At 69.7% G+C, this 14,869-nt stretch carries 12 protein-coding genes; 2 read left to right on the plus strand and 10 right to left on the minus strand.

From position 1 onward, the window contains the following. Positions 1 to 56: 56 nt before the first annotated feature. Positions 57 to 1,649 (plus strand): MFS transporter, encoded by a 1,593-nt coding sequence (locus OG395_RS09745; RefSeq protein WP_327242521.1) that lies wholly within the window; start codon positions 57 to 59, stop codon positions 1,647 to 1,649. A 312-nt stretch (positions 1,650 to 1,961) separates the two neighbouring features. Here OG395_RS09745 and OG395_RS09750 read toward each other — a convergent pair whose 3' ends face one another. The 3 genes from OG395_RS09750 to OG395_RS09760 are packed head-to-tail and all read right to left on the minus strand — an operon-like array spanning position 1,962 to position 4,789. Continuing rightward, a complete protein-coding gene (locus OG395_RS09750; protein ID WP_327242522.1) occupies positions 1,962 to 3,188 on the minus strand; it encodes a cytochrome P450 in 1,227 nt (408 codons plus the stop codon). A gap of 12 nt (positions 3,189 to 3,200) precedes the next feature. Then, the gene (locus OG395_RS09755) at positions 3,201 to 4,583 is read right to left on the minus strand and encodes an NAD(P)/FAD-dependent oxidoreductase (protein WP_327242523.1); all 1,383 of its coding nucleotides are present in this window, start codon (positions 4,581 to 4,583) and stop codon (positions 3,201 to 3,203) included. After that, positions 4,580 to 4,789 carry a ferredoxin gene (locus tag OG395_RS09760; protein ID WP_266978009.1) on the minus strand — a complete coding sequence of 70 codons (210 nt, stop codon included), beginning with the start codon at positions 4,787 to 4,789 and terminating at the stop codon, positions 4,580 to 4,582. The genes OG395_RS09755 and OG395_RS09760 overlap by 4 nt, the downstream gene beginning before the upstream one ends. A 756-nt stretch (positions 4,790 to 5,545) precedes the next feature. Here OG395_RS09760 and tkt point away from each other — a divergent pair. Next, complete coding sequence (gene tkt, locus OG395_RS09765) at positions 5,546 to 7,729, plus strand: transketolase (protein ID WP_327242524.1); 2,184 nt, start codon at positions 5,546 to 5,548, stop codon at positions 7,727 to 7,729. Between the two features lie 170 nt (positions 7,730 to 7,899). Here tkt and OG395_RS09770 read toward each other — a convergent pair whose 3' ends face one another. Genes OG395_RS09770 through OG395_RS09800 form a run of 7 tightly spaced genes read right to left on the minus strand, consistent with a single transcriptional unit; the run spans position 7,900 to position 14,866 of the window. Continuing rightward, positions 7,900 to 9,603 carry an FAD-dependent oxidoreductase gene (locus tag OG395_RS09770; RefSeq protein WP_327242525.1) on the minus strand — a complete coding sequence of 568 codons (1,704 nt, stop codon included), beginning with the start codon at positions 9,601 to 9,603 and terminating at the stop codon, positions 7,900 to 7,902. Between the two features lie 37 nt (positions 9,604 to 9,640). After that, the gene (locus tag OG395_RS09775; RefSeq protein WP_327242526.1) at positions 9,641 to 9,901 is read right to left on the minus strand and encodes a UBP-type zinc finger domain-containing protein; all 261 of its coding nucleotides are present in this window, start codon (positions 9,899 to 9,901) and stop codon (positions 9,641 to 9,643) included. Between the two features lie 18 nt (positions 9,902 to 9,919). Beyond that, complete coding sequence (gene trxA, locus OG395_RS09780) at positions 9,920 to 10,375, minus strand: thioredoxin (protein WP_327242527.1); 456 nt, start codon at positions 10,373 to 10,375, stop codon at positions 9,920 to 9,922. Then, the gene (gene clpB, locus OG395_RS09785; RefSeq protein ID WP_327242528.1) at positions 10,372 to 12,999 is read right to left on the minus strand and encodes an ATP-dependent chaperone ClpB; all 2,628 of its coding nucleotides are present in this window, start codon (positions 12,997 to 12,999) and stop codon (positions 10,372 to 10,374) included. The genes trxA and clpB overlap by 4 nt, the downstream gene beginning before the upstream one ends. Continuing rightward, positions 12,990 to 13,373 (minus strand): chaperone modulator CbpM, encoded by a 384-nt coding sequence (locus OG395_RS09790; protein ID WP_327242529.1) that lies wholly within the window; start codon positions 13,371 to 13,373, stop codon positions 12,990 to 12,992. Before OG395_RS09790 ends, clpB begins: the two co-directional genes overlap by 10 nt. Beyond that, a complete protein-coding gene (locus OG395_RS09795) occupies positions 13,370 to 14,338 on the minus strand; it encodes a DnaJ C-terminal domain-containing protein (RefSeq protein WP_327242530.1) in 969 nt (322 codons plus the stop codon). The genes OG395_RS09790 and OG395_RS09795 overlap by 4 nt, the downstream gene beginning before the upstream one ends. Positions 14,339 to 14,344: 6 nt before the next feature. Continuing rightward, positions 14,345 to 14,866, minus strand: a complete 522-nt coding sequence (locus tag OG395_RS09800; protein WP_327242531.1) for a nucleotide exchange factor GrpE — start codon at positions 14,864 to 14,866, stop codon at positions 14,345 to 14,347. Between the last annotated feature and the right edge of the window lie 3 nt (positions 14,867 to 14,869).

Consider the following 14,869-nt stretch of genomic DNA (forward strand, 5'->3'; position numbering starts at 1 on the left):
AGCGCGTTCTCCTTATTCCCTCCTCCGGCACCACTCTCGACAGACAAGGCACTTCCATGCCATCCACCACCATGGATCACTCTTCCCAGCCCGCTCACTCCCCGCCGAAGGCGGTGAGTGGGCGGGGGCGTCGCTCCAATCCCTGGCTGACACTCCTGGCGGTGGCCTTCGGCCTCTTCATGGTCCAGCTCGACGCTTCCGTGGTCGCCATCGCCAACCCGGAGATCGGCCGCGCGCTCGAGGCGTCCACTGCAGACCTCCAGTGGGTCACCAACGCCTACCTGCTCGCCCTGGCGGCTTCCCTGATCCTGGGCGGCAAGCTCGGCGACCGCTTCGGCCGGCGCACCTACTACATGGTGGGCGTCGTCGGGTTCACTCTCGCCTCGGTCGCGATCGGCCTGTCGGGCTCCATCGACGGCGTCATCGTCTTCCGGGCGGTACAGGGCTTCTTCGGGGGTCTGCTGATGCCCAACACCCTGGGCCTGCTGCGCGCCGTCTTCCCCCCGCGTAAGTTCGGCATGGCCGTGGGCATATGGGCCATGGTCTCGGCCGTATCCACGGCGCTCGGTCCCATCGTCGGCGGTCTGTTGGTCGAGAACGTCAGCTGGGAGTCCGTCTTCTACGTCAACGCCCCCATCGGCGTGATCGCGATCCTCGTCAGCGCAGCCGTGCTGCAGCAGGGCAAGAACTCCAGCGGCAACCACAGCTTCGACGTCCCCGGCGTCATCCTTCTCGCACTGGGCCTGCTGTCCGTGGTCTTCGGCGTCGTCAAGGGCGAGACCTGGGGCTGGACCTCCGCCGGCACCCTGGGCGCCGTCGCAGCCGGCGTGCTGATCCTGGTGGGCTTCGGCTGGTACGAAACCCGCGTCGAGCACCCGCTGCTTCCGATGCGCCTGTTCCGCATTCGTGCGCTGACCATCGGCACGATCGTCACCGCGCTCAACTTCTTCGTGATGCTCGGTGTGATCTTCTTCGTGATGCTCTACCTCCAGAACGTGCGCGGCTTCTCGCCCGTGGAGGCCGGAGTGCGAACGCTGCCTCTCAGCTTCGCCTCGTTGGTGGCGTCCCCTCTGGGGGCAGCGCTGACAGGCCGCTTCGGCTCCCGGCTCTCCATGCCGCTGGGCATGGTGCTCCAGGCCGTCGCGACCTTCTCCATGCTGACCTGGGACACCGGTTCGTCGTACGCCACGATGTGGCCGCCGTTCATCGCGCTCGGCCTGGGCGTCGGCATGGTCCTGTCCGCCTCCTCGGACGCCATCGTCGGTCAGGCCCCCGTCAAGGAAGGCGGCGTGGCGGGCGGCCTCCAGGCCACCGCTCTGCAGATCGGCGGCGCGCTGGGCACCTCGGTGCTGGTCTCGCTCATCAGCAGCAGGGTCGGCGCCACGCTCGTCGGCGAGCTGACCGACGCCGGGGTTCCCTCGGCCGTCGCGGGCGGCCTTGAGGATGCCAAGGACGCGGTGGCCATGGGTATCGCCCCGGTATCCGGTTCCATGTCCGACCAGTTGAAGTCGGCTGTGGTGGAGGGCAGCGGTCAGGCGTTCATGAACGGTCTGCACACCGCCGCTGCCGTCACTGGCGTCCTCTGCCTGCTGGGAGCCGTCCTGGCGGCGCTGGGGCTGCGCGGCACCTCCCGGCCCACGCAGGGCTGAGACCCGGCACTTCGCCAAAAGCACACGGAAAGGTGTCCGCCGAAACGGTGGGCACCTTTCCGGCTTCTCGCAAGGAAGCCGCGGCCCATGACACGATCAGCCGCTGCCCGAGTCGGTGTTCATGAGCCGGCGCGGAAGCGGCCGGGCCCGCGACGCAGGCAGGCGGCGGTCCGCCGGTTCGGGAGCTCCTGGATCGCCTCGTGACTGCGGCCCGGCGGCGACGTCGTCCGCCCTTGCCCCTGGTCCGCCGATCGGGCAGTACCCCACTGGTGGCCGGCCGGGCGCGACCGACGGCGATCCCAACGAAAGACCCTAGGCTCCCGCGGTGCGCTCGATCAGGAGGTGGCGGGGACCTCGCAGCACCGGGCTGCGCCGGTACGGAGGCGGGTCCTCGACCAGACGGGGGTCGACGAGGTGGCGGAGGAGCGCGTCGAGCGCGATCTGCGCCTCGATACGGGCGAGCGGGGCGCCGAAGCAGTTGTGAATGCCGCTGCCGAAGCCGAAGTGCTGATTGTCCTCGCGCATCGGGTCGAAACGGTCGGGGTCATGGAATCTCAGGGGGTCCCGGTTGCCGGAAGCCAGCACGAGGATCAGGGGTGCGCCCTTGGGGACGGTGATGCCCGCGACGTCGATATCGGTGAGCGGTGAGCGCTGCGGCAGAAAGTGAACGGGGGGCTCGTAACGCAGCAGTTCCTCCACCGCCCTCGGAAGGAGTTCGGGCGCGGCGCGCAGCTGCTCCAGGATGTCGGGGTGGCGCAGCAGTGTGAGCATGCCGTTGGTGATCAGGTTGACGGTCGTCTCGTGACCGGCGATGAGCAGCAGTACCGCTGTGGCCATCAGTTCCCGTTGTGTGAGGCGTCCTTCGGGCCCTTCGTCGTTGGCGAGGGCGGAGAGCATGTCCTCGGTCGGGTGGCCGCGCCGCTCTTCGGCGAGGCCACCCAGATAGTGCGCCATCGCCATCCGTGCCTCCTGAGCCGACCGCCGACGCTGCTCCGGGTCCTCCCCGGGCGTGGGGTCGAAGCCGGCGATGATCGCGTTCGTCCAGGCGCGGACACGGGGCACATCCTCCTGGGGCACGCCCAGGAGCCGGCAGATCACGGTGACGGGGAGCGGGTAGGCGAAATCGTCGACGAGGTCGATCCGGTCCTTGTCGTGGAACGAGTGGATCAGTTCCTCGGCGATCCGGGTGATGGGGCCGTGCAGGGCGTCGATCCGTCCCGGGGAGTGCGGCGGACCGAAGGGGCGCATGGCGAGGCGGCGGAGCCGGTCGTGTTCGGGGTCGTCGACACCGATGAAGGACGGCGGCAGTTCGTCCGACCTGGCCAGAGCCGCGTCCGGGTCCGGCTCCTTTCGGTTACGGAGGTCCGAGCCGATCCGTGGGTCATGAAGTAGAGCGGCGATCTCATGGTAGGTGCCCACCAGGTAACTGCCGTTGTCCTGTCGCACCACCCCGCTCTCGCGCAGTTCCGCGTAGAGCGGATACGGGTCGGCGCGGTTCGCGTGATCGGTGATGCGCTCAAAGAGGGTGTCCGGGGGCATGCGTGGGGCTCCTCATCGACAGTGGGTGGCGGTCGGGGACGGTTCGTGCCGCACCAGAGTCAGGTGCCTGTCCGGCAGATGACCGGTGAGAGCCACAGTCGGGCCGTGCGAGAGCAGCTGTGGGGACGGCACGTCGGAGGGGACGGGATCGAACGACCCGGGCCTGTCGGCGGCACCGGGCGCGGGAGGAAACGGCGCCGCCGTCTCGATGAGGTACTGGTAGTGCTCCAGCCACTTGGCGCGGTTCACACTGACCGCCGCTGTGACGCGTCCCCGGTAGCCGTAGACGGCGACGAAGCGCCCCTCGCGCAGCGAGCCCTGGGCGATGACCACTTGGTCGGAGAAGGTCGGTACGCCCACGGACTTGATGTTCAGGCCGAACTGGCTGGACCAGAAGGCGGGCATGGTCAGGTGCGGGCGTCTGCGTGGCCCCGGGCTGATCATGTTGTGGGCCGCCACCTCGGCCTGCGCAACCGCATTGCCCCAGTGTTCGAGGGACAGCATCTGGTACTCGAAGAGCGGGTGCGGGAAGCGTGCCACGTCTCCGGCGACGAAGACATCGTCGGTGACGATCCCGTACATGTCGAAGGCTCGGCACCCCGCGTCGCATGCGACGCCGCTGGGGCCGGCGGCCAGACCTGATCCGTCAAGCCATTCGGTGTTGCGGACGGCGCCCAGCGCGACCACGGCTACATCGGCGTCGATCCGGCCGCCGTCGGACAATTCGGCGCCGGTGAGCCGGCCGTTGCGACCCTTCAGCGCGGTGACGCTCACGCCGCAGCGCAGGTCGACGCCGTGCGCGCGTTGCAGCTTCCCGGCATAGGTGCCGAGTGTCCCGCCCAGCGCACCGACGAGGGGTGAAGGTCCGCGTTCGGCGACCGTTACGTCGAGACCGAGCTCCCGGCAGGCGGAGGCGATCTCCGAACCGATGAATCCGGCGCCGATCACCAGCACCCGGCGCGGTCCGGCGTCGAGGCGTTCGGCGAGGCGGGCCGCATCGTCGTTCGTACGCAGGGTGAGTACGCCGTCCAGGCGGGCTTCGTCGGCGTTCGGCCAGGGTCGGGCCCGGGTTCCGGTGGCGATCAGCAGCCGGTCGTAGGCGAGCTGTTCACCGTCGGCGAGGATCACCCGCTTGTCGATCGGATCGACCCCAACGGCACGTGCACCGAGCTTCCACCGGGCGTCCACCGCCCTGCGGCTGGGCAGCGCGACGTCCTGCGCGCGCACCCGCCCGAGCAGCACCTGCTTGGACAGCGGTGGTCTGTCGTACGGGGGGTGCGGCTCCTCCCCGACCAGGGTCAGCGATCCGGCGAAGCCTTGCTCGCGCAGCGTCTCGGCGGCGCGCAGACCGGCCAGCGACGCGCCGACTACGACGATCCGGCCGTCGCCGATCACGAGGCGCCGAGGCCGGCCGGCTCGCCGACCAGAATGGCCTGTACCGGACAGGCCGCTTCCGCGCGTCGGACGCGCTCATGCTGATCGTCGGGCACGCTCGGCCTGAACATCAGGGCCTCCTCGCCATGCAGTTCGAACACCTGGGGGGCGAGAAACACACATTGCGCGTAACTCTGGCACCGATTGAGGTCGACAACGATCTGCATTCCGGTCCACTCCTCCGTGCCACCGTTATCCCTGTCCTATTACCTACCGGAGTGCGACGCCAACGGTGCTGGGCCGTGCGGGTGGGCGCCGGCCGAAGGAGCAGGGAAGGCAGTGGCTGCAGCAGACCCGTGCGCCAGGGAAGCACCGGTCCGATGCGCCAACGGCGCGCGATGACACCGCCGCCCCGTAAACCGCCCGTCGGCCGGCGCTCCGGTGCCCGAGCGATTCGTCGGCCCAGCCCATCGGTTCGCCGGCATTCCGCCGGGAGCCGTCCGTCAACGGCATGTCGCGGCATTCAGTCACGGCGACGCCTGTTGATAATGACGCGTCACGGCAGAGCGGCGATGGGAGCCCGATGCTGGGCCGACGACTGCGCATCGGACTGCTGGTGCCCCTGCTGGGAGCGGTGAGCGCATGCGGCCGTACCGGCGAGCGCAGCGAGGACGCTTCAGCCCGCGCCAGAGGGTTCGAGCGGCTCCTGGCGCCTGGGGCACGCGCGCGGCCCTGGGCGCCGACACGGCTCACCGGAATCCGAGCCTGCGGGCGTGGCGCATCGGTCGACCGGCGTCGAAGGCCGGCTGCCCCTCCCTCTCGTCCGGGGTCATCAGAAATCCCACCGCGCAACGACCGTCTCCGGTGAAGGCGCGGAGCGGGCCCGTTCCCTCCCCGTACGCGCGGATACGCAGGCCGGCGGTGTGGCGCTGGGCAAACCGAGGCACCCAAGAGGTCGTCGAAGCAACCAGAAAGGCAAGGCCATGGACGAGCGACAGGCAGCCACCGGAATGATTGCGGGTCGTGATGCGAAGCTCGCACTTCCGGTCGCGGACACGGTGGGCTGGGGTCCGCTGGATGTACGAGCGGTGGACACCGTGCGCGTTCTGGCCGCTGACGCGGTCCAGAAGGTGGGAAACGGTCATCCGGGAACCGCGATGAGCCTGGCCCCGCTGGCCTATCTGCTGTTCCAGCAGGTGATGCGCCACGACCCCGCCGATGACCAATGGCTGGGACGCGATCGATTCGTGCTCTCCTGCGGGCACTCAAGTCTCACTCTGTACATCCAGTTGTACCTCAGCGGGTACGGACTGGAGCTGCAGGATCTCAAGCAGCTCCGCACCTGGGGCTCCGCAACGCCGGGGCATCCGGAGTACCGCCACACCCGGGGGGTGGAGGTCACCACGGGCCCCCTGGGCCAGGGGCTGGCCGCCGCGGTGGGGATGGCGCTGGCGGCACGGCGCGAGCGCGGGCTGCTGGATCCCGACGCCCCGCCGGGTGAGAGCCCGTTCGACCATCACGTGTACGTCGTCGCCTCGGACGGCGACCTCATGGAAGGAGTCACATCGGAGGCGAGTTCGCTCGCCGGTCACCAGGAACTGGGCAACCTGGTCGTCCTCTACGACTCCAACCACATCTCGATCGAGGACGACACCGAGATCTCGTTCAGCGAGGATGTCGCCGCGCGCTACTCCGCGTACGGATGGCAGGTGCAGACTGTCGACTTCACGCACACCGGCTCCTATGTCGAGGACGTCGACGCCCTCGCGGCGGCGATCACGGCCGCCAAGCAGGACGCTTCGCGGCCGTCCATGATCGTGCTGCGTACGGTCATCGGCTGGCCCGCCCCTACGAAGCAGAACACCGGCAAGGCCCATGGCTCGGCGCTCGGTGACCAAGAAGTCGCCGCCACCAAGGCCTTGCTGGGCTTCGACCCGGGTCGGAGCTTCGTCGTGGAGGACGAAGTCCTGGCCCACGTCAGGAAGGTGCGGGAGCGGGGCGCTGCTGCGCGTCGCCAGTGGGAGAGCGTGTATGAGAAGTGGCGCGCCGCCCATCCTGACCGGGCCGCGCTGCTTGACCGGTTGCGCGACCGGCGTCTGCCCGACGGCTGGGCCGACGAGCTGCCGACTTTCCCCCCCGACCCTGCCGGAATGGCCACGCGCAAGGCATCCGGCGAGGTGCTGACGGCGCTGGCCCCCGTCCTGCCCGAACTGTGGGGTGGATCCGCCGATCTTGCGGGGAGCAACAACACCACGATGAAGGGGGAACCCTCCTTCATCCCGGTCGCCAAGCAGACGGCCGAGTGGAAGGGCAATGCCTACGGGCGGACGTTGCACTTCGGCATCCGTGAGCACGCCATGGCCGCAATCCTCAACGGCATCGCGCTGCAGAGTCTGACACGACCCTACGGCGGCACATTCCTCGTCTTCAGCGACTACATGCGTCCGGCTGTCCGTCTGGCAGCGCTCATGCGGCTCCCTGCCACCTACGTCTGGACGCACGACTCCATCGGGTTGGGCGAGGACGGGCCCACCCACCAGCCCGTCGAGCACCTTGCCGCGCTACGGGCGATTCCTGGCCTCGACGTCGTACGGCCGGCCGATGCGAACGAGACCACTGTCTGCTGGCGCACCATCATCGAGCATCAGGACAGGCCCGCCGGTCTCGTGCTCACCCGGCAGCCGCTGCCCGTCCTGGAACGGGGCACCGACACGCATGCCCCGGCCGAGGAAGCGGCCCGCGGCGCGTACGTCCTCGTGGACCGTGCAGACGGGAAGCCCGACGTCGTCCTCGTCGCGACCGGCTCGGAAGTACACATCGCCCTGCAGGCGCGTGATCTGCTGGCCGCCGAAGGGTACGAGGCACGCGTGGTCTCCATGCCGTGCCGGGAATGGTTCCACGCTCAGCCCGTTGCCTATCAGAACGCGGTGCTGCCACCCGCTGTTCGCGCCCGCGTGAGCGTCGAGGCGGCCGTCGGTCAGGGCTGGCGCGACATCGTGGGCGACGCGGGCCGCATCGTCAGCCTCGAGCACTTCGGCGCATCCGCCGACTACAAGCGCCTCTACCAGGAATTCGACATCACGCCTCAAGCGGTGGTTGCTGCAGCCCTCGGCAGCATCCGTGCGGCCTCCGGCACGGTGAACCCCGGTGGAGAGCGGCACGCCTAGTGCCTCTCCCGGCACTAGGGTCTGTCGTCGAACTGCCGCTGTCCGGCCGGAGGCAGACGCGTTCGACGACAGCCCCTGTGGCCTCCTGACCACCGCGAGCGTGGGCTCTCCCGGCTGACGACCACTTCGTCCTGTCGGAGTGACATGTCGGAAGTGCGTTGCCACGTTGTTCACCCTCGGATCGTCGCGACCCTCGTCGCGTGTCGACGTATGCCCGGAGATCCCACCCTCCGAAGGTGCTCGTGCACCAGGCGGACCGCCATCGCGCCCTCCCCCACCGCGGAGGCCACCCGCTTGACCGACCCGCTGCGGACGTCGCCGACAGCGAAGAGTCCCGGGAGACCGGTCTCCAGGGCGAGCGGGGCACGGGCAAGGTGGCGCCAGAGGTTCGCGGGAACGTCGACCACGTCCTGGCCCGTACGGATGAAGCCCTGCGGGTCCAGGCCGACAGCCGCGTCGAGCCAGGATGTGGCGGGGTGCGCGCCGATGAAGACGAACAGGGCGCTCGCTGCCAGCACCTGCCGTTCGCCGGTTCTGTTGTCCTGGACGAGAACGGACTCGACCCGGTCGCTGCCGGTGACTTGCCGGACCTCGGTGTTCACGAGCACATCGATCCGGGGGTGCCGTTCTATCCGGTCGATCAGGTAGCGGGACATGCTGTGGGTGAGGTCGCCGCCACGTACGAGCAGATGCACCGCGGGCGAGTGACGTGCCAGGAACAGCGCGGCCTGGCCGGCGGAGTTGCCGCCGCCGACGACGGCCACGGGGTCCATGCGGCAGTTCCTCGCCTCCCAGAGGGTGGCGGCATAGTGGACCCCGGCTCCTTCGAGCCGTTCGGTGCCGGGCGCGGGCAGGCGCCGGTACCGGGCGCCGGTCGCCACCACGACGGTGTGGGCGGAGATCGTGGCACCGTCGGTGAGCGTCACGACGTGGGACCCGTCCCGCTGTTCCAGGCGTGCGGCTTCGGCGGGGACGGTGATCCGGGCGCCGAACCGGTCGGCCTGGAGAGCGGCGCGTTCGGCGAGTTCGGTGCCGGAGATCCCGGCGGGGAATCCGAGGTAGTTCTCGATCCGGGAGGAGGTTCCGGCCTGACCGCCGGTGGCCACGGCTTCCAGGACGACCGTGGCCAGTCCTTCGGAGGCCCCGTACACGGCCGCGGCCAACCCCGCGGGTCCCGCGCCGACCACCAGCAGATCGCAGACGGCTTCTGTGGGGGTGTCGGAGCGCAGGCCTATCACCCGTGCCAGCTCGGCGTCGGTGGGGTTGCGCAGCACCCGGTCGTCGTGCCAGACGACCACGGGGGTCTCCTCGGGTGTCACTCCCACACGGCGCAGCAGCGCCTCGGCCTCGGTGTCCTTCTCCAGATCGATCCAGCGATGCGGGAGCCGGTTACGGGCGGCGAACTCGAGCAGCCTCCGGGTGTCCGGGGAGAACGCGGAGCCGATGATCCTGAAACCGGTGGCCATCCCGGCCAGCAGTGTCCGACGCAGGAAGTAGGCGCGCAGGATGAGGTCGCCGAGCGCGGGTTCGCGGACGAGCAGGTCGCGCAGTTCGGCCGAACCGACCACCAGGACCTCACCGGGGGCACGGACCACGGCGCTGAGGAAGGCGGCCTGCCCCTCGCGCAGGCCGAGCTCGCCGAGGAAACTCCCCGGACCATGGAGCTGGTAGGTCCTCTCGTGACCGCCGTGATCATCCACCACGGCCACCGTGCCGCTGAGGACGACGAAGAATTCCTGACTGGGTCTGCCCGCCTGATAGAGCAGTTCGCCTTCGACGGTCGGCCACCACTGTCCACAGGCGCTCAGCACCTGGATCTGGTCGTCCGTCAATTGCGGGTACGCGTCATACGGCGTGGGCGTTTCAGCGGTCACAGTGCACTTCCCTTGGGGCAGATGAGAGCGGGAGAACTCAGACCATGGCTTCGTGGACGAAACACCGGCGCCAGTCCTCACCGGGCTCGAAGGACCGCGCAATGGGATGTCCGGCCGTCTCGGCATGTCCGCGGGCATGGCGCATCGGGGACGAGTCGCAGCATCCGACATGGCCGCAGGTGAGACAGAGCCGGAGGACCCAGGGGGAATCGAGGCGCAGGCATTCCTCGCACCCCTGCGGGGTGCTGGCGGTGACGGGTCGGACCAGTGAGAGGTGTGGGTCGGGCGGGATGGTCATGGCGACCTCCAGGGTCGGTCAGGTGGGCTGGGCGCTGCCCGTCAGTGCCTGCTCCACCCACTGGCGCAGCACCGGAGCCGACGCCGCGCCCGCCTGGCGGGCGATGGGCCGGCCCCGGTCGAGGACCAGCAGGGTGGGGACGGCCTGGACCTCGAAGCGCCGGGCGAGTGCCGGTGACTTGTCGATGTCGACCTTCACGAGTTTGATCCGGCCGGCCAGGTCGTTGGCGACCTTCTCCAGAGCGGGGCTGACCATCCGGCAGGGGCCGCACCAGGTGGCCCAGAGATCGACGAGGACCGGCAGACCGGCCTGCTCGGCGACGGTGCCGAAATCGGAGTACCCCGCTTCGGCGATCCAGGGCAGCGGAGCTCGGCAGTTGCCGCACCGGGGGCGGCCCTGTGCGGCGGCGGGCACACGGTTGGTCCTGCCGCAGGTGCCGCAGCGGACGGTGTGACTGACCGGGGAGGCGCTCATGACGACTCCTGCGGCTCGTCCTGGAGGGTGAAGGTCAGTTCGTCGTCCTGGGCGTCGACCAGGATCGTCACGCCCTCGGTCGCCTCGCCGCTGAGCAGCGCGCGGCCGATCCTGGTCTCGACCTCGTGGGAGATGAAGCGGCGCAGCGGACGGGCGCCGTAGACCGGGTCGTAGCCTTCGGCGGCGATGAGGCGGCGGGCCGGTTCGGTGAGGACGAGGGAGATGCGCTGGTCGGCGAGACGACGGCGCAGCTCGTCGAGGAGCAGGTCGACAATGCGTTCGATCTGCGCCAGGCCGAGCGGGTGGAACAGGACGATGTCGTCGACCCGGTTGAGGAATTCGGGCCGGAAGTGGCTGTTGAGCTCGCCCATCACGAGTTCCCTTACCTCGGGCTTGATCTCGCCGGCGTCGGTGGCGTCCTCGAGCAGGTACGGGGATCCGAGGTTCGAGGTCATGATGACGACTGTGTTACGGAAGTCGACGGTTCGCCCCTGGGCATCGGTGATCCTGCCGTCGTCCAGGACCTGGAGCAGCGTGTTGAAGACGTCGGTGTGGGCCTTCTCGATCTCGTCGAAGAGGACGACCGAGTACGGCTTGCGGCGCACTGCCTCGGTGAGCTGGCCGCCCTCCTCGTAACCGACGTATCCAGGAGGTGCGCCGACGAGGCGGCTCACGGTGTGCCTCTCCTGGTACTCGCTCATGTCGAGGCGGATCATGTTGCTCTCGCTGTCGAAGAGTGCGGCGGCGAGGGTCTTCGCCAGCTCGGTCTTTCCGACGCCTGTGGGGCCCAGAAAGATGAACGAGCCGATCGGCCGGCGCGGGTCGCGCACTCCGGAACGAGCCCGGATCACCGCGTCGGCGACCAGTTGTACGGCCTCGTCCTGGCCGATGACCCGCTCGCGCAGGATCTCGTCCAGGCGCAGCAGTTTCTGCCGTTCGCCTTCCTGGAGCCGAGTGACGGGGATGCCGGTCCAGGCGGAGACGATCTCGGCGATCTCTTCGGCGGTGACCACCTCGCGGAGCAGCCGTGTCTCGCCCTGTTTCACGGCGAGTTGCTCCTCTTCGGCGGCAAGGCGGCGTTCGAGCTCGCTGATGGTGCCGTAGCGCAGCTGGGCGGCGCGGTTCAGGTCGTAGGCGCGTTCGGCCTCCTCGGCCTCCTGCCGGGCACGTTCCAGTTCCTGACGCAGTTCCTGGACACGGCGGATGGCCTGGCGTTCGGCCTCCCACTGGGCATGTTTGGCGTCCGCCTCGCCCCGCAGGTCGGCCAGTTCACGGCGCAGGTCGTCCAGGCGGGCACGGCTTGCCGGGTCGGTCTCCTCGGCCAGGGCCGCCTCCTCGATCTCCAGCCGGGTCACCCGACGGGTGAGTTCGTCCAGTTCGGCCGGCATGGAGTCGATCTCGGTGCGCAGTCGCGCGCACGCCTCGTCGACCAGGTCGATGGCCTTGTCGGGGAGAAAGCGGTCGCTGATGTAGCGGTGGCTGAGGGTGGCGGCGGCGACCAGCGCGCCGTCCTGGATCTTGACGCCGTGGAAGATCTCCAGGCGCTCGCGGATCCCACGCAGGATGGAGATCGCGTCCTCGACGGTCGGCTCGTCCACGAGGACGGTCTGGAAACGGCGTTCCAGGGCGGCATCGGACTCGACGTGCTTGCGGTACTCCTCCAGCGTGGTGGCGCCGATCATGTGCAGCTCGCCGCGGGCCAGCATCGGCTTGAGCATGTTGCCCGCGTCCATGGCGCCCTCGGCGGCGCCGGCACCGACGACGGTGTGCAGTTCGTCGACGAAGAGCAGGATCGAGCCCTCGGCACCCTTGACCTCCGCCAGGACGGCCTTGAGGCGTTCCTCGAACTCGCCGCGGTACTTGGCTCCGGCCACCAGCGAGCCCATGTCGAGCGAGAACACCGTCTTGTCCCGCAGCCCCTCCGGTACGTCACCGCGCACGATCCGCTGGGCCAGACCCTCGACGATGGCGGTCTTTCCGACGCCGGGTTCGCCGATCAGAACGGGGTTGTTCTTGGTCTTGCGGCTGAGGATCTGGATCACCCGCCGGATCTCTGCGTCCCGGCCGATCACCGGGTCGAGCCGACCGGTGCGGGCCTCCACGACCAAGTCGCGGCCGTACTTCTCCAGAGCCTCGTAGGCGGCTTCCGGGTTGGCGGAGGTAACCCTCTGGTGGCCACGCACCTGGGTGAGGGCGCCGAGGAAGGTGTCCTTGGTGACGCCCTGTTCGGCGAGCCGTCGACCGACGGCGGTGGCCGAGCCCTCGTCCACCAGGGCCAGAACCAGGTGCTCGGTCGAAACGTATTCGTCCTTGAGGCGTTTGGCCTCCTGCTCCGCCGTGTCGAGCAATCGGGCGAGGCGCTGGGTGACCATCACCTGGCCGGGGGCGGCGCCCGGTCCGGTGGTGCGCGGGCGCTTGGCGAGATCCGCTTCGACGGCGCCTCGCAGCGCGGCCGGGTCGGCGCCGGCTCCTGCGAGCAGCCGGGTCGTCAGGCCGTCCTGCTGGTCGAGCAACGCCAGCAGCAGATGCTCCCCGTCGACCTCGTTCTGGCCGAGCCGCACCGCCACGCTCTGCGCTTCCTGCAGCGCTTCCTGGGACTTCTGCGTGAGGCGGTTCATGTCCATGACGTTCGCTCCTCGGCGGCTCGTTGACTGCGCCGCAACGCCCTCTCCAGATGCTCGATACGGTCGAGCAGGTCCAGCACGACTCCGACGGCCGCGTAGTTGAGCGACAGACCGGTCCGCAGTCGCTGCACGCGGGCGATGGCCGACGGTGCGGTGGTACGGAACCACAGTCGCCCGTGGGCGTCCCGCTCGGCGTCCAGCAGCCCGAGGGCTACGAAGCGGCGGACCAGGTCGGGCGACAGGCCGCTGCGTCGGGCGACTCCGGCCAGGGACAGCTCGTAGGGAGTGATCCGGCAGATCCGGACCAGGGGATACTGGGCGACGGCACGGCCGTGCGCGGCCTCTTCGGCGGGAGAACGCTGATCGTCACTCATGCCTGCTTCCTCGGGTCGAAGGTCGAGACCCCTGCCAGCTCCTCGAACAACTCGCGTTCACGCGGGCTCGGTGACGAGGGCACGATCACCTGGATCTCGGCGTAGAGGTCACCGGCGGATCCCTTGGGGTGGGGCATCCCCTCCCCGCGCAGCCGCAGTCGCCGGCCGGTGGAGGTGCCCGGGGGGATGTGGACCTTCGCGGTGCCGCCGGGGCCGGTGACCGGCACGGTCGCCCCCAGGACGGCCTCCCAGGGGGTGACCGGCAGATCGACGTGGATGTCGCGACCGGTGAGCCGGTACCGGGGGTGAGGGGCGATACGGACCACCAGGTAGAGGTCCCCCGCGGCGCCTTGACCGCGGCCCCGGCCTCCCTCCCCCGCGAGCCTGATGCGCTGCCCGTCGACGACGCCCGCGGGGATGTTCACGTCATAGCTGCGCTCCACGCCCGGGCCACCCAGGGTGATCTTCCGCCGACCGCCGCGGTAGGCCTCTTCCACGGTGAGGGTGAGCTCGGCCTCCTGGTCGGCACCGGGTACCGGCCCCGGCCCGCGGCCCGCCCGGCCGCCGAACACGCTCCCGAAGAGGTCCTCGAAGTCGAAGCCGGCGGTGTCGAAGTCCCCTTCCGTCCGGACCCGGGCGCCTCCGCGGCCCGCGCCCCGGCCTCCCTGGAAGGGTCCGCCGCGGTACGCTCCGGCCCCGCGGAAGCCCTGTGCTGCCGCGACCCGCTCGTCGTAGTCCTCCGGGATCTGCCGGAAGTCGGCGCCGAACCGGTCGTACCTGGCCCGGGTATCGGGGTCGGAGAGGACTCCGTACGCCTCGTTGATCTCCTTGAAGCGCTCCTCGGCGGCCGGATCCTTGTTGACATCCGGGTGGTGACGGCGGGCCAGGGTACGGAATGCCTGCTGGATCTCGGCCGCGTCGGCGGTCCGGGGGACGCCCAGCACCTCGTAGGGGTCGCGTGCCATGGCGGCTTACTCCTGCTTTCGGCTGACCGCTACCGCCGCCGGTCGCAGTTGGCGGTCGGGGTCGCCGTAGCCGGGTCGCAGCACCTGGACGACGGTGCCCGGGGCGGTCTCCGGGTCCTCGACCACGGTGACCACCTCGTGCAGCACGGGATCGAAGGGGACACCGGTCTCGTCGTGGCGCGGATAGCCGAGGCTCCTCAGGACGTCCAGGGCCTGATCGCGTACCGCCTGCACACCACGGACGATCGTCTCGGGGTCCGCGTCGGCGTGGGCGAGGGCCAGTTCGAGGTTGTCGACGACCGGGAGCCAGGCGGCCGTGGCCCTGGCTCGTTCCGCCTCCAGCTCCCGGGGGCGGTCGCGGGCATACCGCTTGCGGAGGTTGTCCAGATCGGCGAGTGCGCGCCGCCACCGGTCCTCCAGCTCCTCGGCCTCGAGGTCCGACGGGCCCTGTGGTGCGGGTGCCTCTTCCTGCGGACGCTCCGTCCGAACTGCGTCCTCGGCGGGAGGTGCCTGGTCATGTTCCGACATGAC

Origin of the sequence: Streptomyces sp. NBC_01320, from assembly GCF_035974375.1 — a bacterium.
Lineage (GTDB): Bacteria > Actinomycetota > Actinomycetes > Streptomycetales > Streptomycetaceae > Streptomyces > Streptomyces yanii.

Bases quoted from the DNA above. Each gene is read 5' to 3' on its own strand.
- OG395_RS09745 (WP_327242521.1), top strand. From the start codon at position 57: ATGCCATCCACCACCATGGATCACTCTTCCCAGCCCGCTCACTCCCCG.
- OG395_RS09750 (WP_327242522.1), bottom strand. From the start codon at position 3,188: ATGCCCCCGGACACCCTCTTTGAGCGCATCACCGATCACGCGAACCGC.
- OG395_RS09760 (WP_266978009.1), bottom strand. From the start codon at position 4,789: ATGCAGATCGTTGTCGACCTCAATCGGTGCCAGAGTTACGCGCAATGT.
- tkt (WP_327242524.1), top strand. From the start codon at position 5,546: ATGGACGAGCGACAGGCAGCCACCGGAATGATTGCGGGTCGTGATGCG.
- OG395_RS09775 (WP_327242526.1), bottom strand. From the start codon at position 9,901: ATGACCATCCCGCCCGACCCACACCTCTCACTGGTCCGACCCGTCACC.
- trxA (WP_327242527.1), bottom strand. From the start codon at position 10,375: ATGAGCGCCTCCCCGGTCAGTCACACCGTCCGCTGCGGCACCTGCGGC.
- clpB (WP_327242528.1), bottom strand. From the start codon at position 12,999: ATGGACATGAACCGCCTCACGCAGAAGTCCCAGGAAGCGCTGCAGGAA.
- OG395_RS09790 (WP_327242529.1), bottom strand. From the start codon at position 13,373: ATGAGTGACGATCAGCGTTCTCCCGCCGAAGAGGCCGCGCACGGCCGT.
- OG395_RS09795 (WP_327242530.1), bottom strand. From the start codon at position 14,338: ATGGCACGCGACCCCTACGAGGTGCTGGGCGTCCCCCGGACCGCCGAC.
- OG395_RS09800 (WP_327242531.1), bottom strand. From the start codon at position 14,866: ATGTCGGAACATGACCAGGCACCTCCCGCCGAGGACGCAGTTCGGACG.